Consider the following 21,394-nt stretch of genomic DNA (forward strand, 5'->3'; position numbering starts at 1 on the left):
ATATTTTCAATTTGTGCATAGGTAAGTTATGCACATTACAAAAGAATATATATCTTAAATTAAACTTACGAAAGGAAATACATTTATGAACGCTTTTCTAATCTTAGAAGACGGTACAGTCTTTAAAGGAACATCTATTGGATCTACAAAAGAAATTATTTCAGAAATAGTATTTAATACCTCAATGTGGGGATATTTAGAAGTGCTTACTGATCCCAGCTATGCAGGACAGGCAGTATGCATGACATATCCGCTTATTGGTAATTACGGTATTTGCCATGAAGATATGGAATCACTTAAACCATGGCCTGATGGTTACATAGTACATGAATTAAGCCGTATGCCAAGTAACTTCAGAAGTGATGATACCATCCAGCACTTTTTGGAGGAACATGATATTCCGGGAATCGCCGGTATTGATACAAGAGCCCTTACAAAGATTCTTCGTGAAAAGGGTACAATGAACGGTATGATTACCACTAATGAAAATTATAATTTAGACGAGGTATTACCTAAGATAAAAGAATATACAGTTACAGGAGTTGTTAAGAAAGTATCCTGTACAGAGAAAAAAGTTTTAAAGGGTGATGGATTTAACGTAGCTTTACTTGATATTGGAGCTAAAAATAATATTGCAAAGTCCCTTAATAAGAGAGGATGCAATGTTACAATTTATCCATGTGATACACCAGCAGAAGAAATTATTGCAGCTAATCCGGACGGAATTATGTTATCAAACGGACCGGGAGATCCAAAAGAATGCGTTTATCAAATTGAACAGATTAGAAAGTTATATGATACAGATATACCAATATTTGCCATATGCTTAGGTCATCAGCTGATGGCTTTAGCTACAGGGGCAGATACAAAGAAAATGAAATATGGACACAGAGGAGGAAACCATCCTGTGAAGGATATAGATTCAGGAAGAGTTTATATTTCATCCCAGAATCACGGATATATGGTAGATGGAGATACTATTAATCCGGATGTGGCAAAGGTTGCCTTTGTAAATGTAAATGATAAGACAGTAGAAGGTTTAAGATATATTAATAAGAATATTTTTACGGTTCAGTTCCATCCGGAAGCATGTCCGGGACCACAGGATTCGGATACACTTTTTGATGAATTTATCAATATGATGGAGGTGAGAAAAAATGCCTAGAGATACCAGAATAAAGAAAGTATTAGTTATTGGCTCAGGTCCTATTGTTATAGGTCAGGCAGCAGAATTTGATTACGCCGGAACACAGGCATGCCGTTCTTTAAAAGAAGAAGGCATTGAAGTAGTATTACTTAACTCAAACCCTGCTACAATTATGACAGATAAGGATATTGCAGATGAGGTCTATATTGAACCTCTTACAGTGCCGGTACTTAAGAAAGTTATAGAAAAAGAAAAACCTGACAGTATTCTTCCAACCCTTGGTGGACAGGCAGGACTTAACCTTGCCATGGAAATTGCTGAAACGGGATTTTTAGAGGAACATAACTGCAGACTTATAGGTACAACATCACAGACTATTAAGAAAGCAGAAGACCGTCTTGAATTTAAGGAAACAATGGAGAAAATCGGCGAGCCATGTGCTCCGTCTTTAGTTGTTGAAAATGTGGAAGACGGTATAGAATTTACCAACAAGATTGGATATCCGGTAGTTCTTCGTCCGGCATATACCCTTGGTGGCAGTGGCGGTGGTATCGCTCACAATCAGTTTGAATTAGTTGAGATTCTTGAAAACGGATTAAGACTTAGCCGTGTAGGTCAGGTTTTAGTAGAAAGATGTATTGCAGGATGGAAGGAAGTAGAGTACGAAGTTATGCGTGACTCTGCAGGAAACTGCATTACAGTATGTAACATGGAAAATATTGACCCTGTTGGTGTACATACAGGTGACAGTATAGTTGTTGCACCGTCTCAGACATTAGGAGATAAAGAGCATCAGATGCTTAGAACATCAGCTCTTAACATTATAAATGAATTAAACATTACAGGTGGATGTAACGTTCAGTATGCACTTCATCCTGAAAGCTTTGAGTATTGCGTAATTGAGGTAAACCCTAGAGTTAGCCGTTCATCAGCATTAGCATCAAAGGCTACAGGTTATCCTATTGCCAAGGTTGCTGCAAAGATTGCTTTAGGTTACACTCTTGACGAAATTAAGAATGCAATTACTCAGAAAACATATGCAAGTTTTGAGCCTACACTGGATTACTGTGTAGTAAAAATCCCAAGACTTCCATTTGATAAGTTTATTACAGCCAGCAGAAAGCTTACTACCCAGATGAAGGCTACCGGTGAGGTTATGAGTATCTGCAACAACTTTGAAGGTGCTTTAATGAAGGCTATACGTTCACTTGAGCAGCATGTTGAATGTCTTCTTGATTATGATTTCTCAAAATTAAGTGATTCAGAATTAGAAGATATGCTTCACAAAGTTGATGACAGACGTATCTGGGTTATTGCAGAGGCATTAAGACGTGGTGTAAGTTACGACCACATTCATGAAGTTACCATGATAGACAAGTGGTTTATAGACAAACTTGCCATTATTGTGGAAATGGAAAATGCGTTAAAGAACGGGCCTCTTACACCGGAACTGTTAAAGGAAGCAAAGAGAATTGAATTCCCTGATACTGTAATTAGCAGACTTACAGGAAAAAGCGAAGAAGAAATTAAAAACATGCGTTACGATAACAATATTGTGGCTGCATATAAGATAGTTGATACATGTGCTGCTGAATTTAAGGCAGCAACTCCATACTATTATTCAGTATATGGAGGGGAAAATGAATCAGTTGAAACAAACCCGCCAAAGAAGGTATTGGTTTTAGGTTCAGGTCCTATCCGTATCGGTCAGGGTATAGAATTTGACTTCTGTTCTGTACATTGTACATGGGCATTTAAAGAAGAAGGATTTGAAACAATTATAGTAAATAATAACCCTGAAACAGTTTCAACTGACTTTGATATAGCTGATAAGCTTTACTTTGAACCACTTACGCCGGAAGATGTTGAAAACATTGTAAACATTGAAAAACCGGATGGAGCGGTAGTTCAGTTTGGTGGACAGACAGCTATTAAGCTGACAGAATCTCTTATGAAGATGGGGGTTCCTATTCTTGGTACAAAGGCTGAGGATGTTGATGCCGCTGAAGATAGAGAGTTGTTTGACGAAATTCTTGAACAGTGCAAGATTCCAAGACCTACAGGGGGAACTGTATTTACTGCGGAAGAAGCTAAGAATGTAGCTAACAGACTGGGATATCCCGTACTTGTAAGACCTTCGTATGTTCTTGGAGGACAGGGAATGCAAATAGCAACCTGCGACCAGGAAGTTGAGGAATTTATGGAAATTATCAACAGAATAGCTCAGGATCATCCTATTTTGGTAGATAAGTATCTTCAGGGTACTGAGGTGGAAGTTGATGCAATTTGTGATGGAGAAGATATATTAATTCCAGGTGTAATGGAACATATTGAAAGAGCCGGAGTTCATTCAGGTGACAGTATTTCAGTATATCCTGCATATTCATTGTCACAAAAGATTATAGATACAATTGAAGACTATACAAGAAAACTTGCCATGTCACTTCATGTAAAGGGAATGATAAACATTCAGTTTATTGTATGTGACGGAAAGGTTTATGTAATTGAGGTTAATCCTCGTTCATCAAGAACAGTGCCGTACATTAGCAAAGTAACAGGTATTCCAATTGTAAAACTTGCTACAAAATGTATTATCGGTCACAAGATAAAAGAATTAGGATACAAGCCGGGATTACAGCCTAAGGCAGATTATTATGCAATAAAGATGCCGGTATTCTCATTTGAAAAAATACGAGGAGCAGAAACAAGTCTTGGACCTGAAATGAAGTCAACAGGTGAATGTCTTGGTATTGCAAAGACCTTTAATGAGGCACTGTATAAGGCATTCCTTGGAGCAGGTGTTGTACTTCCAAAGCATAAGAAAATAATTATTTCAGTTAAGGATGCAGACAAGCAGGAAGTTGTTCCACTTGCCCAGCGTTTTGAAAAATTAGGATATGAAGTATATGCTACAAGAACTACAGCAGAGGTTCTTCGTGAAAACGGAGTAAATGCAATAAAGGTTAATAAGATACATCAGGAAGCACCAACAGTAATGGATTTGCTTCTTGAACATAAGATTGATATTGTAATTGATACACCTACTCAGGGAAGAGATAAGAGCCGTGACGGTTTCCTTATTAGAAGAACATCTATAGAAACCGGTGTAAACTGTTTTACAAGCTTAGATACGGTGGATGCTTTACTTACAAGCTTAGAAAGCGATGCAAAGGAAAATCTTACATTAGTAGATATAGCTACATTGTAATTAAAATGGCATAGAAAAATGACTGTCTCACACGGCAGTCATTTTTACTGTGGTTTTGTATACAGGTAATAACATTATACTTGCATAATAATAGAAAATAACTTATGCTAGTAGTATATGTGGTAAATTGAAAAGGGTTTATACCACAATATAATTTGCATTTTAGCAGATAACAGGAGGAAGATAATGGATTATAATAAGGCTAAAGAGTTACTTGAAAAATATGGACAGGAACAGTTATTAAGGTACTATGATGAATTAAATGATGACCGGAAGGCATCACTTTTAAAGCAGATTGAAGGAATTGATTTTAGTCTTCTTGATTTAATTAAAGAAAATTCAGAGGCAAAGAAGGGTGTTATTACACCTCTTGATTCAGCAGTAACCATTGAAGATATAGAAAAGAATAAAGAAAAATATACCAACATCGGTATTTCAGCTATTAAAGAAGGAAAGGTAGGAGCACTTCTTTTAGCAGGTGGTATGGGTACAAGACTTGGTTCAGACAAGCCAAAGGGAATGTACAATATAGGACTTACTAAGGATGTTTACATTTTTGAAATGTTAATTAATAACCTTATGGATGTTGTAAACCAGTCAGGCACATGGGTTCCTCTCTACATTATGACCAGTGAGAAGAACAATGATGACACAATTAAATTCTTTGAAGAAAAGAATTATTTTGGTTACAACAAGGATTATGTTGATTTCTTTGTTCAGGAAATGGCACCGGCAGCATCCTTTGAAGGAAAGATTTACTTAGAGGATAAGGATAGAGTGTCTACATCACCAAACGGCAACGGCGGATGGTTTATTTCATTTGTAAATGCAGGACTTGCAAAGAAGGCTAAAGAAGCAGGTGTTGAATACATTAACGTATTTGCTGTTGACAATGTATGTCAGAGAATGGCTGATCCATGCTTTGTAGGTGCAATGATTGACGGTGGATACCGCTCAGCTTCAAAGGTTGTATCAAAGGCTACACCGGAAGAAAAAGTAGGTGTTTTATGCTTAGAAGACGGAAAGCCATCTATTGTAGAATACTATGAACTTACAGAAGAAATGAGATACCAGAAGAAAGAGGATGGAGATTTAGCATATAAGTATGGTGTTATTTTAAACTATCTCTTTAACATGGAAGATTTGGAAAAGAACCTTAACAGCAATTTAGTAGTTCATGTTGTAAAGAAGAAGGTTCCATATATAAATGAAGCAGGCGAAAAGATTAAGCCGGAAACAGAAAACGGATATAAATTTGAAACATTGGTTCTTGATATGGTTCATATGATGGATAACTGTTTAGCCTATGAAGTAGTAAGAGAAAAAGAATTTGCACCAATTAAGAACAAGACAGGAGTGGATTCAGTAGATTCTGCAAGAGAACTTTTGAAATTAAATGGAGTAGAATTATAATTTCACCGGAAAAGTTATTGTCCCGGTGAAAAATGTTAATATGTTTACCAGAATTAGAAGACGGAGTTAATAACCATGAAAAAAATACTTGAACTTATTACGGAAGAAATTAAAAAGGCATTTGAAGAATGTCAGTACGACAAAAAGTTAGGAAAAGTTGTTGTATCAAACAGACCTGACTTATGTCAGTACCAGTGTAATGGTGCTATGGCAGGTGCTAAGTTATACCATAAGGCACCTATTATGATAGCCAATGATGTTGTGGAAAAAATTAAGGAAAGCAAAATGTTCTCTTTAGTGGAAGCAGTTAATCCCGGTTTCATTAATATGAACTTAAATAATGAATTTGTTGCGCAGTACCTTAATGAAATGAAAAATGCACAGAAATTAGGCTGTGAAAATGAAAAGGAACAGACTATTGTTGTGGACTACGGTGGAGCTAATGTGGCAAAACCTCTTCATATAGGACATCTTCGTTCAGCAGTAATTGGTGAAAGTGTAAAAAGAATAACCAGATATATGGGAAATAAGGTTATAGGTGATGTTCATTTAGGAGACTGGGGTCTTCAAATGGGGCTTATAATTACAGAGCTTAAATGCAGAAAGCCGGATCTAGTATATTTTGATGAAAATTATACAGGGGAATATCCAAAAGAAGCACCTTTTGACATAACAGAGCTGGAGGAAATTTATCCTTGTGCCAGCAAAAAATCAAAGGAAGATGAAGCTTTTAAGGAAGAAGCTCATGAAGCTACTTTAAAGCTCCAGACAGGTTACGCACCGTACACAGCTATCTGGAAGCATATAATGGAAATTTCAAAGGCAGATTTAAAAAAGAATTATGATAATCTTGATGTGGAATTTGACTTATGGAAAGGTGAAAGTGATGCCCAGCCGTATATTCCGGGTCTAATTCAGGATTTAATTGACAAAGGTCTTGCATATGAAAGTCAGGGAGCTTTGGTTGTAGATATAGCAGAGGAAGGAGACAGCAAGGAACTTCCACCGTGCATCGTAAGAAAATCAGACGGAGCAGCACTTTATGCTACTTCTGATATTGCAACTTTAGTTCAAAGGGAACAGGATTTTCATCCTGACAAATATGTTTATTTAGCAGATAAGAGACAGGATTTACACTATACACAGTTCTTCCGCGTTGCAAAGAAGGCAGGAATTGTAAAGCCTGAAACAGAGCTTATATTTATTGGATTTGGTACTATGAACGGAAAGGACGGAAAGCCGTTTAAAACAAGAGAAGGTGGCGTAATGCGTCTTGAAAACCTCATAGCCCAGATTAATGATGCAGTTTATAACAAAATCATGGAAAACCGTTCAGTTAGTGAAGAAGAGGCAAAGGAAACTGCAAGAATAGTAGGACTTGCCGCTCTTAAGTATGGTGATTTGTCTAACCAGGCATCTAAGGATTATATTTTTGATATAGACCGTTTTGCATCCTTTGAAGGAAATACCGGACCATATGTTTTGTATACAATTGTCCGTATTAAGTCTATTATTGAAAAGTATAAGGCTGAAAATGGAAATATAAGTGATTTAACAATTAAGGCTTATGACAATCCGGAACAGATTCAGTTAATGCTTGAAATAGCAAAGGCAAACGAAGTTATTGAAAATGCAGCTAAGGAATTGGCGCCTCATAAGATTTGTTCATATGTTTATGATTTATCTAACGCATTTAACAGATTTTATCATGGAACAAAGATTTTAGCAGAAGAAGATGGTGATAAGAAGGCATCTTATATTGCTCTTATTACCCTTACAAAGGAAGTTCTTGAAACATGTATAGATTTACTTGGATTTAAGGCACCGGATAGAATGTAAATATTAATTTGTAATAAAAATATCCCAATGGAAATTAGTGAAAACACAAAATCCATTGGGATGTTTTTATAAGTTTAAACTACTGTGCTGTTGTTTCTTCAGCAGTAGTTTCTTCTACAGTTGTAGATTCTTCAGCAGTAGCTTTCTCAGATGTAGTTTCTGATGATGCAGTAGTTGTATCAACGGAAGTATCACCTTTGACATTCTTGTCGCCGTTCTGTATTAATTTGCTTCTAAGGCTTTCTAATTCAGACTGGCTAAGCTCAACGTGAGTTGTAGCAACAGGTGGTGTATACATACCTGTGGCAACTGCTATTGAATAGCCGATATATACAACAAAAGCAACACCTACAAGAGTAACAATGGCATAAGATAATATTTTCTTTGCACTGCCTTTCTTTTTGTTATTCTTACGATTGTACTTTTCCTGTTTGTATCGATCAACTTTTGCCTGACTCATTCCTATGTACCTCTCATAATATTTATTATTACTGACACCTATAGTGCCCCATACCTTTTACTAGTATAAAACAAAAATGGTTGTAAAACAAGTGTCATTTGAGATATAATGATTGTTACGTGATTAAATTAACAGGATGGATTTATTATGAAAACCTATGATGTGATTATTTTTGATTTAGACGGAACTCTTAGTGATTCAGGAGAAGGAATTACTAAATCGGCCCAGTATGCATTGTCTAAGTTTGGCATAAATAAGGAACCTGATGATTTGAAGCATTTTGTAGGACCACCTCTTAAGGAAGAGTTTAAAAATGCTTATAATTTTTCAGATGAGGATGCTGCTAAAGCAGTGGAATATTACAGAGAAAGATATAAACCTATAGGCATATATGAAACTTCGTTATACAAGGATGGAGACATTATGCTTAAAAGATTAAAGGATGCAGGAAAGTATCTGGCCATTGCCACATCTAAGCCACAGGCTATGGCGGAAGAAGTTTTGAGATATTTAGGAATTTATGATTATTTCGATAAAATTATGGGAGCAGACCTTATAGGACCGAGACAAAGTAAACAGTCAGTGTTAGAGGCTTTATTTAAAAAAATAGAAAATAAAGACAGGTCTAAATATATAATGATTGGTGATACTAAATTTGATATAATCGGTGCTAATTTAATGAAAATTGATTCTTTAGGTGTTTCTTACGGATATGGCAACAAAAAAGAAATGCTTGAGTTAGGAGCACTTAAGGTTTTAGATTCCACGAAAGAAATAGCAGACTTTCTGCTTAATTAAATTACACAGGTATAGAGAGGAGAACAGATGGATAGTAAAAAGAGAGAAAGGGTAACTATAGGTCGTATATGGGGGCTTATTTATCCTATGTTACTGTATTTAGGTGTAACCTTTGCAGTTGAATTTATATTTATGATTGCGGTGGCAGTGCTGGGTATTTCCAGGTATGGAGCTACTGATCAGGCACAATTATATGACTTTATTATGAATGCAACCATGAGTCAGGCTTTGTCAATGACATTGTTAGCAGGACTTGCAACAGCACCGATACTTATATTTATTTATATTCGTGACAATAATAAGGACAGAAGAAATGGTACCTTTGTAAAATATAAGTTAAATAATATTTTGAAATATTTACTTATAATTCCTTTTGGAGTATTTAATATGTTGTGGGCTAACTATTTTGTAGCATTACTTCAGCTTGTAATGCCTAAGTTTATGTTAGAAAGCTACACAGATACCCAGCAGATAATTGAGGGAGGCGGATTTCTGATACAGTTGTTGACAGCGGGAATCGTTGCACCTATTGTAGAGGAACTTATATTCAGAGGTCTTGTATACAGAAGAACGAAAAAAATGACAGGAACCATTGCAGCGGCAATACTTTCAGCTGCATTATTCGGAGTGTTCCATGGCAACTGGGTTCAGGCTCCTTATGCATTTATTATTGGCATAGTGGCAGTGTTTGTGTATGAGAAGTTTAAATCCATTGTGGCACCAATAATGTTGCATATGTCGGCAAATATTTTGTCAGTCCTTATAATGACCATGACATCATCAGATACACCTACAGTAGATAGCTTAAACATTGATACATTATCATATGTTTCATCCCTTATAATTTTCATATTTATAACGGGAGTTTTAGCAGCTGTGTTTGGAGTTATTATATGGAATAAGGTAAACCCGGTGGCAATAAATGCCAAAAAAGAAAATGAGATTTAAGGAGAAGAATAATGAAGTTATTAACAGTTACTATACCATGCTATAATTCCAGTGAATATATGGAAAAAAGCATAAGAAGTGCCTTAACAGGAGGCAACAGAGTTGAGATTATCGTGGTAGATGACGGCTCAAGTGATAATACACTGGAGATTGCCAACAAATACCAGAAAAAATTCCCTGACATTATAAAGGTTGTTCATCAGGAAAACGGTGGACATGGAGAAGCAGTAAATACAGGTATTAAAAATGCCACGGGATTATATTTTAAGGTGTTAGACAGTGATGACTGCTTAGGAAAAAAAGCATTAGAGAAGGTGCTGGATTTATTAGAAGATATGGTATCAAAGGATGCAGGTCTTGATATGTTAGTATCTAACTTTATGTATGACAAGCAGGGAACAAAGCACAAGAAAATCATGAAATACAAAAGTGCAATGCCTGTTAACAGAATGTTTGGATGGGATGAATTAAAATTCGGCATGACACAGTATCTTTTAATGCATTCAGTAATTTACCGTACAAAAATATTAAGGGAATGTGGAATGGTCCTTCCGAAGCATACATTTTATGTTGATAATATTTATGTATTCCAGCCACTGCCATATGTAAAGAATATTTATTATTTAGATGTATGTCTTTACAAATACTTTATAGGAAGAGATGATCAGTCTGTTCAGGAATCGATTATGATAAAGAGATTAGATCAGCAGTATCGTGTTACCAGATTAATGCTTGAAATTTACAATAACTCAAAAATTGACCATGAAAACATTGATAAGGCAATGGTTCATTATTTTGATATGATGATGTGTGTATCCTCTATATTATCTATCAGGGAAGGTTCAAAGCAAAGACTTGATGATAAGGAAAAATTGTGGAAGGATGTTAAGGAAAGCAACCCTGAACTTTATGAAAAGGTAAGAAAGTCAATATTAGGAAGAACAATGAACTTACCGGGAAAGGCAGGACGACAGATTTCAGTTATAGGATATAAGATTGCAAACAAGTTTGTAGGATTTAACTAAAAAATAAAGGGAAAGCACAAAAAACGTGCCTTCCCTTATTTTTTTCTTCTTTTATTAAGAAAATATAAAACCTGATGCTGATGTGGGTCTTTAACCACAGGAGCAGGAAAATCTACATTTCTAAACCACCATTTAAATACCACAAAATACAATACCGTTGCTAAAAGAATACCGCATATAACATCAATTACCGAATGCTGTTTTAAAAACATGGTAGATAAGCATATCAGTACAGATAGTATAAGGGACAGATGTTTAATTGTCTGTCGCGGTATCAGCTCCTTCATATGAGGGCTTTTAACCAGACATATATGAGTTGCTATTGTGGCAAAAACATGTATGCTTGGACATACATTGGTTGGTGTATCCTTATCATATAAAAAATGTACCAAATCAATTAATATATTGCTTCTGGACACATTATCCAGTCTAAGTTCAAGACCGTTGGGATAAAGGGTACATACCAAAAGTGCAATTGTCATTCCCGTAAATTCATATGCACAAATTCTGTAAAATTCGTTTTTGGAATGATAAAACAGAAAAACGAAAACTGCCGGAACATATAAAAACCATAACAAATACGGTATAACGAACCATTCACAAAAAGGAATCATGTCATCTAGGGGACAATGTAAAATATGTAGTCCCGGGTAATCTGCCGAAATATTCTTTTCTAACATAATAAACCAGGGCATATAGATGAACACGTACATAACCGGCCATATGTGCTTATATTTACGAAGTTCTTTCTTTAATTTAATCATAAGAAACCTTCTGTTTTTTATTTGTAATTCAGAGTATAAATCAGTGCCAACTCTCTATTTTTTTTACACAAAATAAAATTATCTGTTAAAATAAGTATGTGTGTAAAAAAGTACATACAACGGAAAGTATAACATTGTAAAAATGAAAAATAAAGAGGTATTTAGTTAAAATACAAAGTTATACACAATATATTATATGACCAAAATGGAAGGAAATGTTAAAGATGAACATAAACGGGATTATTGCAGAAGAATTAAAAGTAAAATTATGGCAGGTTGAGGCAGCAGTGAAATTAATAGATGAAGGAAATACAATTCCCTTTATTGCAAGATACAGAAAACCGGTTACGGGAGAATTAAATGACGAACAGCTAAGAGATTTAGATGAAAGATTGAAATATCTTAGAAATTTAGAGGAAAAGAAAAACACAGTTATTGCTTCCATTGAGGAACAGGGAAAAATGACTCCTGAACTTTTGAAAAAAATAGAAAAGGCTATGACAATAGTTGAAGTGGATGACATATACAGACCCTACAGACCAAAACGAAAAACAAGAGCCACGGAAGCTAAAGCTAAGGGATTAGAACCTTTGGCAATGATTTTTATGGCACAGATAAGCAGTAAAACTCCCCAGAAAGAGGCACAGGCTTTTGTAAATAAAGAAAAAGGTGTGGAAACCGTTGATGATGCAATTCAGGGAGCAAAGGATATTATTGCAGAATCAGTTTCAGATAATGCAGAGTTTAGGGATGCCATTAGAAATACAGTAATGAAACATGGGGAAATAGTGTCTGTTGCTAAAAATCCGGAAGAAAAAACACCATATGAAAATTATTACGATTATGTTGAGGGAGTAAATAAAATACCAGGACATAGAATACTGGCAATTAACCGCGGAGAAAAGGAAAAGGTATTAAATGTTAAGGTTGAAATGCCTGATGAAAATATAATAAAGGCATTAAATAAGGCGGTTATAACAAAACAGTCTGATTTTACACAGGTTATAAAGGACGCAGTGGAAGATGGTTACAAGCGTCTTATAAAGCCGGCAATTGAGCGTGAAGTAAGAAACAGCCTGACGGAAAAAGCAGAAGATGGGGCAATTGATGTATTTGGTGAGAACTTAAAGCAATTGCTTATGCAGCCGCCTATTATTGGAAAAAATGTTTTAGGATGGGACCCGGCATTTAGAACCGGTTGTAAGCTGGCAGTGGTTGATACTACAGGAAAGGTATTATACACTACAGTTATTTTCCCTACAGCACCGCAAAATAAGGTGGAAGAATCAAAGAAAGCTGTTCTTGATATAATAAAAAAATATAATGTTAGTCTTATATCCCTTGGAAATGGAACAGCATCAAGGGAATCAGAGGCAATTATTGTGGATATTATTAAGGAATGTCCTACAAAGGTAGAATATGTTATTGTAAATGAGGCGGGAGCCTCCGTATATTCTGCCAGTAAACTGGCAACAGAAGAATTTCCAAATTTTGATGTAGGTCAAAGAAGTGCCACATCTATGGCAAGAAGATTGCAGGATCCTTTGGCTGAGCTGGTTAAAATTGAGCCAAAGGCTATAGGTGTAGGGCAGTATCAGCATGACATGAACCAGAAAAAGTTAGAAGAAACTCTTGGAAACGTAGTGGAGGATTGTGTCAACAGTGTTGGTGTTGATTTAAATACTGCATCAGCTCCCCTTTTGGAATATATTTCAGGAATAAACAAAACTCTGGCAAAAAATATTGTGGAATATAGAGAAGAAAACGGACAGTTTAACAGCAGAAAGGAATTGCTTAAGGTTTCAAAATTAGGCCCAAAGGCATTTGAACAGTGTGCGGGATTTATGAGAATAAGAGACGGCATAGAACCTTTAGATTACACAAGTGTTCATCCTGAAAGCTATGCTGCCGCAAAGAAGCTTCTTAAGAAATATGGATATACTACATCAGATATTATATCCGGACAGGTGAAAATCTCAAAGGATGTTAAGGATTATAATAGTGTGGCTGAAGAAATAGGAACAGATAAAATCACTCTTAAGGATATGATATTGGAAATGGAACGCCCTGCAAGGGATCCAAGAGATGAAATGCCAAAGCCGATACTAAAAAGCGATGTATTAGACTTTGATGATTTAAAGGAAGGTATGGAATTAAAGGGAACAGTGAGAAACGTTATTGATTTTGGTGCCTTTGTAGATATAGGAGTTCATCAGGACGGACTTGTTCATATATCAGAAATGAGTGATAAATATATAAAACATCCATTGGATGTAGTGTCTGTCGGTGATGTGGTAAATGTAAGGGTATTAAGTGTTGATAAAGAGAGGAAGAGAATACAATTGTCAATGAAATTTTAAAAAAATAAAAAAAGTGCTTGACAATAATTGGATAAACGTATATATTAATAAGGCAGTTTGAATTCTGTATGGGATCTTAGCTCAGCTGGGAGAGCATCTGCCTTACAAGCAGGGGGTCACAGGTTCGAGCCCTGTAGGTCCCATTCATTTTCAAAAGATGCGAATTTAATATTTGGCGAGATAGCTCAGTTGGCTAGAGCACACGGTTCATACCCGTGGTGTCGAGGGTTCGAATCCCCCTCTCGCTATTAGATGAGAAAGTACCGAATAGTCGGTACTTTTTTCTTTATAATAATTAGAAACTGTGGTATACTAACTATTCGGGTATTACCCTATGGAGGTACACATGAGAATAGGAATGGGATATGATGTCCATAAGCTGGTTGAAGATAGAAAATTAATATTAGGAGGAGTTGATATTCCATACGAAAAAGGTTTGTTAGGACATTCAGATGCAGATGTGGTAGTTCATGCCATAATGGATGCTCTGTTAGGAGCTGCAGCATTAGGGGATATAGGAAAGCATTTTCCCGATACGGATGACAGATATAAGGGAATATCAAGCATTAAACTTTTACATCACGTAGGGGAATTGTTAAGAGAGAATAATTTTAAGATTGGAAATATAGATGCAACAATAATTTGCCAGAAACCAAAGCTTGCACCTTTTAGGGATGAAATGGTAAAAAATGTTGCCAAAGCATTAAATATCGAAGAAAGCAGAGTATGTATTAAAGCCACAACTGAGGAAGGATTGGGATTTACAGGTGAAGGTCTTGGAATATCCTCACAGGCTATAGCTTTATTAGAAGAAGGTTTAAATGAAAACGTATAATTTAAAAACTATTAAAGTTGAAGATTATAAATTACTTGATAAATATTACAGAATGAGAAGACCTCAGGCAGCAGACAGCAATCTTTTGGATTTATATCTATGGGAGAATTGTTACCCTACTAAGTATTTTACTACCGACAAAGGACTTATGTGGGTGGCGAAAAGCGAGGATGGACAGTTTTATTCAGCCATTCCCTGTTGCAGAAATGAGGATTTAAGGGAGTGTTTTTTAGAAACTCAGGAGTATTTTAATAATTGCCTGAAAAAGAAACTAACTATGTATGTGGTGGATAAAGAGGCAGTGGAGATTCTTGATTTACCTAAGGATGAATACGTGGTAGTCCCTGATAGGACATATTTTGATTATATATATGATGCTGAAAAATTAAGAACTTTCAGCGGTAAAAAATATCATGGCAAGAAAAATCATTTAAATGCTTTTAAAAGGGATTATGAGGGACGATATGAGTTTAAAATATTAACTAAAAATAACGAAAAAGAGATTCTTGATTTTATTGATAAATGGAAAATAACCAAGGAGCATTCACAGGAGCATGAATTTATTGATAGTGAAGCAAAGGGTGTAAAGTTTTTATTGGATAATGAGGAATATCTGGATTATAAGATGGCAGGTGTCTACATTGATGGCGAATTAAAGGCGTTTACCATTGGAAATTATTATAAAGAAGAGGACATGGTGTATATACCGGTGGAAAAAGCCGACCATAACATAAGAGGATTGTATCAGTATATATGTAGCGAGTTTTTAAAGGAAGTTTTCCCCATGGCAGGAAAAGTAAACCGCGAGGATGATATGGGACTTGATGGACTAAGAAAGTCAAAGGAGTCATATAATCCTATATATATGATTGAAAAATATACTATAATTCAAAAATAAGAGAGAGTTATTAATATGATTAGATTGTTGGAAAGTTTTGAGAAACTAAATATCAGACCCCTTTATGAACATTGTTTCAGTGAGGATGGAAAAGAATTTACTGATTATTATTTTTCAAAGTGTCTGCCACATAATGAAGTGGTGGTAAATGAGCAGGATGGGAAAATTGTGTCTGCACTTCACCTTATCCCTAAAAATCTGGTTGTGGGTTCCCTTAAGACCAATGTAATGTATATATACGCAGTGGGGACATTTGCAGGCTACAGGAACAAAGGTTATATGCACGAAATCTTCAATGAAGTTTTAAAGAAAATGTACGAAAACATGGATGCATTTACTTATCTTATTCCATCAGATGAAAATAATGCCGCCATATATGAGAGATTTGGCTTTAATTATGTTATGGACAAATTTGAGATAACTCCTACGGAGCATAGGAGGAAGGCAACTCATTCACTTATATTAAGAAAGGCAGATAACAGTGATTTGGTGAAATTATCAATTTTTGCCCAGTCAACAGCCTATAATAAGTATAGCGTGGTAGTGTCAAAGGATGTGGAGTATTTCAAAAGAATAAAAGAACTTATAGATGTTGAAGGCGGACATATTGACATATACGTGGAAAATAAAGTTATTGTGGGATATAGAATATGGATTGACCATGAAATATTTGAGGAAGTTTTAGATAGCAGCATACAATCTTTAAGTTGGGAAAGTGATGTAAGAAAGCCATATGTTATGGCAAGAATAATAAATATAAGAAAAACCCTAAGGATGTTTGAATTTAAAAACATAGATGAGATTGTGTTTAAAATAACAGATCCTATTTTAGATGAGAATAACGGTTATTTTGTTATGACACAAAAACATGGAAGTATAAAATTAGAAAAGAAGTCTGAAAAGGATATAGAGGGTGAGCCTGATTTTGACATAGGAATAGGCGAACTTACTGCACATATATTTGGGTATAAGTTGATTCCGGGATTGCCGGCAGTATGTAGAAAAGACAGCTTTTTTATAAATGATTACGTTTAATGGATAAGGAGTACAAAATGAAGATTTATAACACATTATCGAGAAAAAAAGAAGAATTTGTTCCTATAGAGGAAGGTAAGGTAAGAATGTATGTATGTGGACCTACAGTGTATAATCTTATACACATAGGAAACGCAAGACCTATGATTATATTTGATACTTTCAGAAGATATTTAGAGTATAAGGGATATGAGGTTAATTATGTTTCTAACTTCACCGATGTAGATGATAAAATCATTAAAAAGGCAATTGAAGAGGGAAGCACCGCTGAGGAAGTATCCCAGAGATATATAAAAGAATGTAAAAAAGATATGGCAGGAATGAATGTTAAACCTGCTACAACACATCCACTTGCCACTCAGGAAATTGATGGCATGATTGATATGATTAAAACGTTAATTGACAAGGGTTACGCATATGATTCTAACGGAACTGTTTATTACAGAACAAGAAAGTTTAGTGATTACGGAAAATTATCAAAGAAGAATATAGATGATTTAGAGGCAGGACACAGAGATATTAAGGTAGCAGGAGAGGAATCAAAGGAAGATCCTTTAGACTTTGTTTTGTGGAAGCCAAAGAAAGAGGGAGAGCCGGCATGGCCATCACCTTGGAGTGAGGGAAGACCGGGATGGCATATTGAGTGTTCAGTAATGTCTAAAAAGTATTTAGGAGACGAAATAGATATCCATGCAGGTGGTGAGGATTTGATTTTCCCACATCATGAAAATGAAATTGCCCAAAGCGAGGCAGCTAACGGATGTTGCTTTTCAAAATACTGGATGCACAATGGATTTTTAAATATTGACAATAAAAAAATGTCAAAATCTCTTGGAAATTTCTTTACAGTAAGAGATATTGCAGAAAAATATGACTTGCAGGTACTTAGATTTTTCATGCTTAGCGCCCATTATAGAAGTCCCCTTAACTTTAGCGATTCATTAATGGAAGCAGCAAAGAATGGATTAGAGAGAATAGTAACTGCCGGAGAAAAAATCAGGGAAGTTATGTCTAATGGAAAAGCTGGTGCTATTTCTCAGGAAGAAGAGAAACTGTTAAATGATGCAAAGGTATTTGTAACTAAGTTTGAAGATGCAATGGATGATGATTGCAATACGGCAAACGCCATTACAGCAGTATTTGAGCTTGTAAAATTTTCTAACAGTAATTTAGGTGATAATTCATCCAAAAAATTTGCCAAGTCATTATATGATGTATTAAGCAGGCTTTGTGATGTTCTTGGAATCATCCTTGAAAAGGAAGAAAAGGAAGTAGGGGATGAGGGCTACATTGAAGAAATGATTGCAAAACGTGCCCAGGCTAAAAAAGACAGAGATTTTGCATTAGCAGACAGCATACGTGATGAACTGGCAGCTAAGGGAATTATCCTTAAGGATACAAGAGAAGGAACAAAGTGGAGCAGAAGTTAGGAAATATATGATGGAACCGGATTTGTTTGGAATAATTAGAAAGAAGATGGAGTTAAAGGAGATTAATGTAAATGATTATTCTCCTTTGACCCTTGCCTATATTGGAGATGGCATTTACGAAATTGTAGTAAGAACCATTATTGTAGATGAGGCTAACAGACAGGTAAACAAAATACATAAGGCATCTTCCCAACTGGTAAAGGCACAAAGTCAGGCAAAAATGATTCATTTAATAATGGATATGCTGACAGAAGAGGAAAAGTCCATATATAAAAGAGGGCGTAACGCAAAGGCTGTTACAAGAGCAAAAAATGCCTCTATGTCAGATTACAGGGTAGCAACGGGATTTGAAGCTCTTATGGGCTGGCTTTATTTAAGTGGACAGTCAGACAGAATGATGGAGCTTATGAAAACCGGTATAGAACTTTTTAAGCAGGATAATATTAAAGAAGTATAAAGAGGTTATAATGAGATACGAGGAATTTGTAATAGAGGGAAGAAATGCCGTAATTGAGGCTTTTCGCGCAGGTAAAACCATAGACAAGCTTTTTGTTTTAGAGCATTGTAAGGAAGGCTCTATGAATACGGTGCTTAGGGAGGCCAAAAAGCAGGGTACTGTTATTAACTATGTAAAAAGAGAAAGACTTGACCAGATGTCAGAAACAGGAAAACATCAGGGAGTCATTGCATATATTGCAGCTTACGAATACGGGTCAGTTGAGGATATTTTAAAAAAGGCAGAGGATAAAGGTGAGCAGCCTTTTGTTATTATTTTAGATGATATTGAAGACCCGCATAACTTAGGGGCAATTATAAGAACAGCTAATTTAGCAGGGGCTCACGGAGTTATTATTCCAAAGCACAGGGCATCAGGGCTTACGGCAACAGTAGTTAAGGCATCAGCAGGAGCCATTAATTATACCCCGGTAGCAAAGGTTACAAATATTTCCAAAACCATTGAGGAACTTAAAGAAAAGGGATTGTGGTTTGTGTGTGCAGATATGGATGGCACAACAATGTACGACCTTGATTTAAAGGGACCAATAGGCCTGGTAATAGGAAACGAGGGAAAAGGTGTAAGCCGCCTTGTAAAGGAAAAATGTGATTTTATTGCAAAGGTGCCAATGTTTGGGGATATCGATTCTCTTAATGCTTCGGTAGCAGCAGGGGTTTTGGCATATGAAATAGTGAGACAGAGATTAAAATAAATAATTAAAAAAGCATCATAGAAATATGGTGCATTTTTAATACAATTATTGGAGGATAACATATGATTAGATTTGCAACAATAGGTACAAATTTTGTGGTTGAATGGTTTTTAAAATGTGCGGCACAGGTAGAGGGGCTGCAATATAACGGAACATATTCCAGAAACATTGAAAAAGCAGAAAAATTTGCCAAAGAGCATAATGGAAATCTTATTTTTGGTAATTTAGAAGAATTAGCAAAATCAAAGGATGTAGATGCGGTATATATTGCAAGTCCTAATTCTTTGCATTATGAACAGGCACGGCTTATGATAAAAAACAAAAAACATGTAATGATAGAAAAGACCATTACCAGCAATTTAAGAGAACTTAATGAGTTATGCCGGTTAGCTAAAGAGAACAATGTGGTTATAATGGAAGCCATGCGTTCAGTGTATTCACCGGGATTTTTGGCAATAAAAGATGCAATGAAAAAGATAGAGCCTGTAAGAAGAGTGGAGTTTCAGTATTGCCAGTATTCATCCAGGTACGATAAATACAAGAACGGAATAATTGAAAATGCCTTTAATCCGTCATTTTCTAATGGAGCATTAATGGATATTGGAGTATATTGCGTCCATCCGTTAGTAAAATTATTTGGATTGCCGGATGAAATAAAGGCAACAGCTACCATGCTTCCTGACAGTATAGACGGTCAGGGGACAATAACCTGTGCATATGACGGTATGATAGCAGATATTTCCTATTCCAAGATTACCAATGGAAGACTTCCAAGCCAGATTCAGGGAGAAAAAGGAACTATATTGATAGAGGACATACCAAATCCGAGAAAAATCAAAATAATATATAATGATGGTTATGAAGAAAACATAGAGAATATTCCATGTAAGGATTTGAATTTGGAATATGAGGCAGAAGAATGGGCAGAACTTATTAATAAAGGTGAGTTTACTGACAAACATATAAAGTATTCCGTAATGTGCATTAAGGTTATGGATGAAGCAAGAAGACAGCAAAATATTGTATTCCCTGCAGATAAATAAAGGATAGAATTTATACTTTCAGCACTGGCGTCATATAATTAAGTAAATATATTTTCAGGAATAGGGTATGATAAAAAAAATATTAAAAGGCGAAAGCGGCAGCGGGTTAAAAGGAATACTGTTTATTATTGGTATTTTTGCCATAGCTTTCTTTGCCGGAGAAGGCGTGGGGCTGGTAAAAGAAAAGGTTTTACCTGCTAGTAATGTTATTAAAAATGGTGAAAACTGGGGATTGGGATTTGGAGAAAGTGGAACTCAGCCTACGGGAACGGAATCACCGGAGGTTATGAAAAAATATAATGCCTTCTATATAGGAAGCGGGGATAAAAAAGAAATATATTTAACCTTTGACTGTGGATACGAGAATGGAAACACGCCTGCTATTTTAGATGCATTAAAAAAGCATAAAGTAAAGGCAACTTTCTTTGTGGTAGGCCATTTTTTAAAGGAAAACGAAGATTTAGTTAAAAGGATGGTGAAAGAAGGGCATACTGTAGGAAATCATACATATAATCATCCAAACATTGTAGGAATGGATAAAGAAAAATTTGCAAATGAGGTAGGACAGGTGGAGGAGCTATATAAAAGTATAACGGGAAAAAACATGACTAAGTATTACAGACCTCCCCAGGGAAAATACAATACGGATAATTTGAAAATGGCTCAGGAAATGGGGTACAAAACATTTTTCTGGAGTTTAGCATATGTGGACTGGAACAGGGATTCCCAGCCTACTAAAGAAGAAGCATTTGATAAATTGTTATCACGGATACATCCGGGGGCAATTGTTTTATTACATAACACATCAAAAACAAATGGGGAAATATTAGATGAATTGCTTAGCAAATGGGAAGAAATGGGGTATACTTTCGGAGTGTTAAAAAATTTGAAATAAAAAGCAGATTTTTTCGTTTATAGGATTACAGGTAAAAATATATATGCTATAATATTAAGTGGTGTGAAATAAAATTCCCCAATGTACA

At 35.5% G+C, this 21,394-nt stretch carries 18 protein-coding genes and 2 tRNA genes; 18 read left to right on the forward strand and 2 right to left on the reverse strand.

Going from position 1 to position 21,394, the window contains the following annotated elements; genetic code table 11:
- Positions 1–85: 85 nt before the first annotated feature.
- The 4 genes from DWW68_RS03920 to argS all read left to right on the forward strand — a co-directional run bounded on the left by DWW68_RS03920 (position 86) and on the right by argS (position 7,607).
- Positions 86–1,165, forward strand: a complete 1,080-nt coding sequence (locus tag DWW68_RS03920; RefSeq protein ID WP_021953405.1) for a carbamoyl phosphate synthase small subunit — start codon at positions 86–88, stop codon at positions 1,163–1,165.
- Entirely contained in the window at positions 1,158–4,355 is a 3,198-nt protein-coding gene (carB, locus tag DWW68_RS03925; RefSeq protein ID WP_021953404.1) for a carbamoyl-phosphate synthase large subunit, read from the forward strand. The genes DWW68_RS03920 and carB overlap by 8 nt, the downstream gene beginning before the upstream one ends.
- A 186-nt stretch (positions 4,356–4,541) precedes the next feature.
- Positions 4,542–5,768: a UTP--glucose-1-phosphate uridylyltransferase gene (locus tag DWW68_RS03930; RefSeq protein ID WP_118588946.1), complete on the forward strand. Its 1,227-nt coding sequence runs from the start codon at positions 4,542–4,544 to the stop codon at positions 5,766–5,768.
- Between the two features lie 75 nt (positions 5,769–5,843).
- Complete coding sequence (argS, locus tag DWW68_RS03935) at positions 5,844–7,607, forward strand: arginine--tRNA ligase (RefSeq protein ID WP_118588947.1); 1,764 nt, start codon at positions 5,844–5,846, stop codon at positions 7,605–7,607.
- 79 nt (positions 7,608–7,686) lie between these two features.
- Here argS and DWW68_RS03940 read toward each other — a convergent pair whose 3' ends face one another.
- Positions 7,687–8,067 (reverse strand): hypothetical protein, encoded by a 381-nt coding sequence (locus DWW68_RS03940; protein WP_021953401.1) that lies wholly within the window; start codon positions 8,065–8,067, stop codon positions 7,687–7,689.
- A 147-nt stretch (positions 8,068–8,214) separates the two neighbouring features.
- Between DWW68_RS03940 and DWW68_RS03945 the strand changes: the two genes are divergently transcribed.
- Genes DWW68_RS03945 through DWW68_RS03955 form a run of 3 tightly spaced genes read left to right on the forward strand, consistent with a single transcriptional unit; the run spans position 8,215 to position 10,838 of the window.
- Positions 8,215–8,865, forward strand: a complete 651-nt coding sequence (locus tag DWW68_RS03945; protein ID WP_021953400.1) for an HAD-IA family hydrolase — start codon at positions 8,215–8,217, stop codon at positions 8,863–8,865.
- Between the two features lie 27 nt (positions 8,866–8,892).
- Complete coding sequence (locus DWW68_RS03950) at positions 8,893–9,813, forward strand: type II CAAX endopeptidase family protein (RefSeq protein ID WP_118588948.1); 921 nt, start codon at positions 8,893–8,895, stop codon at positions 9,811–9,813.
- Positions 9,814–9,824: 11 nt separating this feature from the next.
- Positions 9,825–10,838 (forward strand): glycosyltransferase family 2 protein, encoded by a 1,014-nt coding sequence (locus DWW68_RS03955; protein ID WP_118588949.1) that lies wholly within the window; start codon positions 9,825–9,827, stop codon positions 10,836–10,838.
- A 35-nt stretch (positions 10,839–10,873) separates the two neighbouring features.
- On the opposite strand, the gene DWW68_RS03960 is transcribed toward DWW68_RS03955, so the two are convergent.
- Positions 10,874–11,602: a phosphatase PAP2 family protein gene (locus tag DWW68_RS03960; RefSeq protein WP_118588950.1), complete on the reverse strand. Its 729-nt coding sequence runs from the start codon at positions 11,600–11,602 to the stop codon at positions 10,874–10,876.
- A gap of 224 nt (positions 11,603–11,826) precedes the next feature.
- Here DWW68_RS03960 and DWW68_RS03965 point away from each other — a divergent pair, with 224 nt between their 5' ends.
- The 11 genes from DWW68_RS03965 to DWW68_RS04015 all read left to right on the forward strand — a co-directional run bounded on the left by DWW68_RS03965 (position 11,827) and on the right by DWW68_RS04015 (position 21,306).
- On the forward strand, positions 11,827–13,962 hold the full coding sequence (locus DWW68_RS03965; RefSeq protein WP_118588951.1) for a Tex family protein: 2,136 nt from the start codon (positions 11,827–11,829) through the stop codon (positions 13,960–13,962).
- Positions 13,963–14,032: 70 nt separating this feature from the next.
- Positions 14,033–14,105, forward strand: a tRNA-Val gene (locus tag DWW68_RS03970).
- 31 nt (positions 14,106–14,136) lie between these two features.
- Positions 14,137–14,210: transfer RNA gene (locus DWW68_RS03975), tRNA-Met, on the forward strand.
- 98 nt (positions 14,211–14,308) lie between these two features.
- Positions 14,309–14,797, forward strand: coding sequence for a 2-C-methyl-D-erythritol 2,4-cyclodiphosphate synthase (gene ispF, locus DWW68_RS03980; RefSeq protein WP_021953395.1), 489 nt, complete (start codon positions 14,309–14,311; stop codon positions 14,795–14,797).
- On the forward strand, positions 14,784–15,695 hold the full coding sequence (locus DWW68_RS03985; RefSeq protein WP_021953394.1) for a phosphatidylglycerol lysyltransferase domain-containing protein: 912 nt from the start codon (positions 14,784–14,786) through the stop codon (positions 15,693–15,695). The genes ispF and DWW68_RS03985 overlap by 14 nt, the downstream gene beginning before the upstream one ends.
- A 15-nt stretch (positions 15,696–15,710) precedes the next feature.
- Entirely contained in the window at positions 15,711–16,730 is a 1,020-nt protein-coding gene (locus DWW68_RS03990) for a GNAT family N-acetyltransferase (RefSeq protein ID WP_118588952.1), read from the forward strand.
- Between the two features lie 17 nt (positions 16,731–16,747).
- The gene (gene cysS, locus DWW68_RS03995) at positions 16,748–18,160 is read left to right on the forward strand and encodes a cysteine--tRNA ligase (RefSeq protein ID WP_118588953.1); all 1,413 of its coding nucleotides are present in this window, start codon (positions 16,748–16,750) and stop codon (positions 18,158–18,160) included.
- A gap of 7 nt (positions 18,161–18,167) precedes the next feature.
- Positions 18,168–18,617, forward strand: coding sequence for a ribonuclease III domain-containing protein (locus DWW68_RS04000; RefSeq protein ID WP_021953390.1), 450 nt, complete (start codon positions 18,168–18,170; stop codon positions 18,615–18,617).
- A gap of 10 nt (positions 18,618–18,627) precedes the next feature.
- Positions 18,628–19,368, forward strand: coding sequence for a 23S rRNA (guanosine(2251)-2'-O)-methyltransferase RlmB (rlmB, locus tag DWW68_RS04005; protein WP_021953389.1), 741 nt, complete (start codon positions 18,628–18,630; stop codon positions 19,366–19,368).
- 62 nt (positions 19,369–19,430) lie between these two features.
- Positions 19,431–20,411 (forward strand): Gfo/Idh/MocA family oxidoreductase, encoded by a 981-nt coding sequence (locus tag DWW68_RS04010; RefSeq protein ID WP_021953388.1) that lies wholly within the window; start codon positions 19,431–19,433, stop codon positions 20,409–20,411.
- A gap of 67 nt (positions 20,412–20,478) precedes the next feature.
- Positions 20,479–21,306, forward strand: coding sequence for a polysaccharide deacetylase family protein (locus DWW68_RS04015; RefSeq protein WP_118588955.1), 828 nt, complete (start codon positions 20,479–20,481; stop codon positions 21,304–21,306).
- Positions 21,307–21,394 lie beyond the last annotated feature (88 nt).

Source organism: Eubacterium sp. AF16-48 (assembly GCF_003479405.1).
Taxonomy (GTDB): Bacteria; Bacillota; Clostridia; order Lachnospirales; family Lachnospiraceae; genus Eubacterium_G; species Eubacterium_G segne.

Coding starts and splice junctions, on each gene's coding strand:
- DWW68_RS03950 (WP_118588948.1), top strand. CDS start 8,893: ATGGATAGTAAAAAGAGAGAAAGGGTAACTATAGGTCGTATATGGGGG.
- DWW68_RS03990 (WP_118588952.1), top strand. CDS start 15,711: ATGATTAGATTGTTGGAAAGTTTTGAGAAACTAAATATCAGACCCCTT.
- DWW68_RS03940 (WP_021953401.1), bottom strand. CDS start 8,067: ATGAGTCAGGCAAAAGTTGATCGATACAAACAGGAAAAGTACAATCGT.
- DWW68_RS03920 (WP_021953405.1), top strand. CDS start 86: ATGAACGCTTTTCTAATCTTAGAAGACGGTACAGTCTTTAAAGGAACA.
- DWW68_RS03945 (WP_021953400.1), top strand. CDS start 8,215: ATGAAAACCTATGATGTGATTATTTTTGATTTAGACGGAACTCTTAGT.
- DWW68_RS03955 (WP_118588949.1), top strand. CDS start 9,825: ATGAAGTTATTAACAGTTACTATACCATGCTATAATTCCAGTGAATAT.
- DWW68_RS04015 (WP_118588955.1), top strand. CDS start 20,479: ATGATAAAAAAAATATTAAAAGGCGAAAGCGGCAGCGGGTTAAAAGGA.
- DWW68_RS03985 (WP_021953394.1), top strand. CDS start 14,784: ATGAAAACGTATAATTTAAAAACTATTAAAGTTGAAGATTATAAATTA.
- cysS (WP_118588953.1), top strand. CDS start 16,748: ATGAAGATTTATAACACATTATCGAGAAAAAAAGAAGAATTTGTTCCT.
- DWW68_RS04000 (WP_021953390.1), top strand. CDS start 18,168: ATGATGGAACCGGATTTGTTTGGAATAATTAGAAAGAAGATGGAGTTA.
- DWW68_RS03930 (WP_118588946.1), top strand. CDS start 4,542: ATGGATTATAATAAGGCTAAAGAGTTACTTGAAAAATATGGACAGGAA.
- carB (WP_021953404.1), top strand. CDS start 1,158: ATGCCTAGAGATACCAGAATAAAGAAAGTATTAGTTATTGGCTCAGGT.
- DWW68_RS04010 (WP_021953388.1), top strand. CDS start 19,431: ATGATTAGATTTGCAACAATAGGTACAAATTTTGTGGTTGAATGGTTT.
- rlmB (WP_021953389.1), top strand. CDS start 18,628: ATGAGATACGAGGAATTTGTAATAGAGGGAAGAAATGCCGTAATTGAG.
- argS (WP_118588947.1), top strand. CDS start 5,844: ATGAAAAAAATACTTGAACTTATTACGGAAGAAATTAAAAAGGCATTT.
- DWW68_RS03960 (WP_118588950.1), bottom strand. CDS start 11,602: ATGATTAAATTAAAGAAAGAACTTCGTAAATATAAGCACATATGGCCG.
- DWW68_RS03965 (WP_118588951.1), top strand. CDS start 11,827: ATGAACATAAACGGGATTATTGCAGAAGAATTAAAAGTAAAATTATGG.
- ispF (WP_021953395.1), top strand. CDS start 14,309: ATGAGAATAGGAATGGGATATGATGTCCATAAGCTGGTTGAAGATAGA.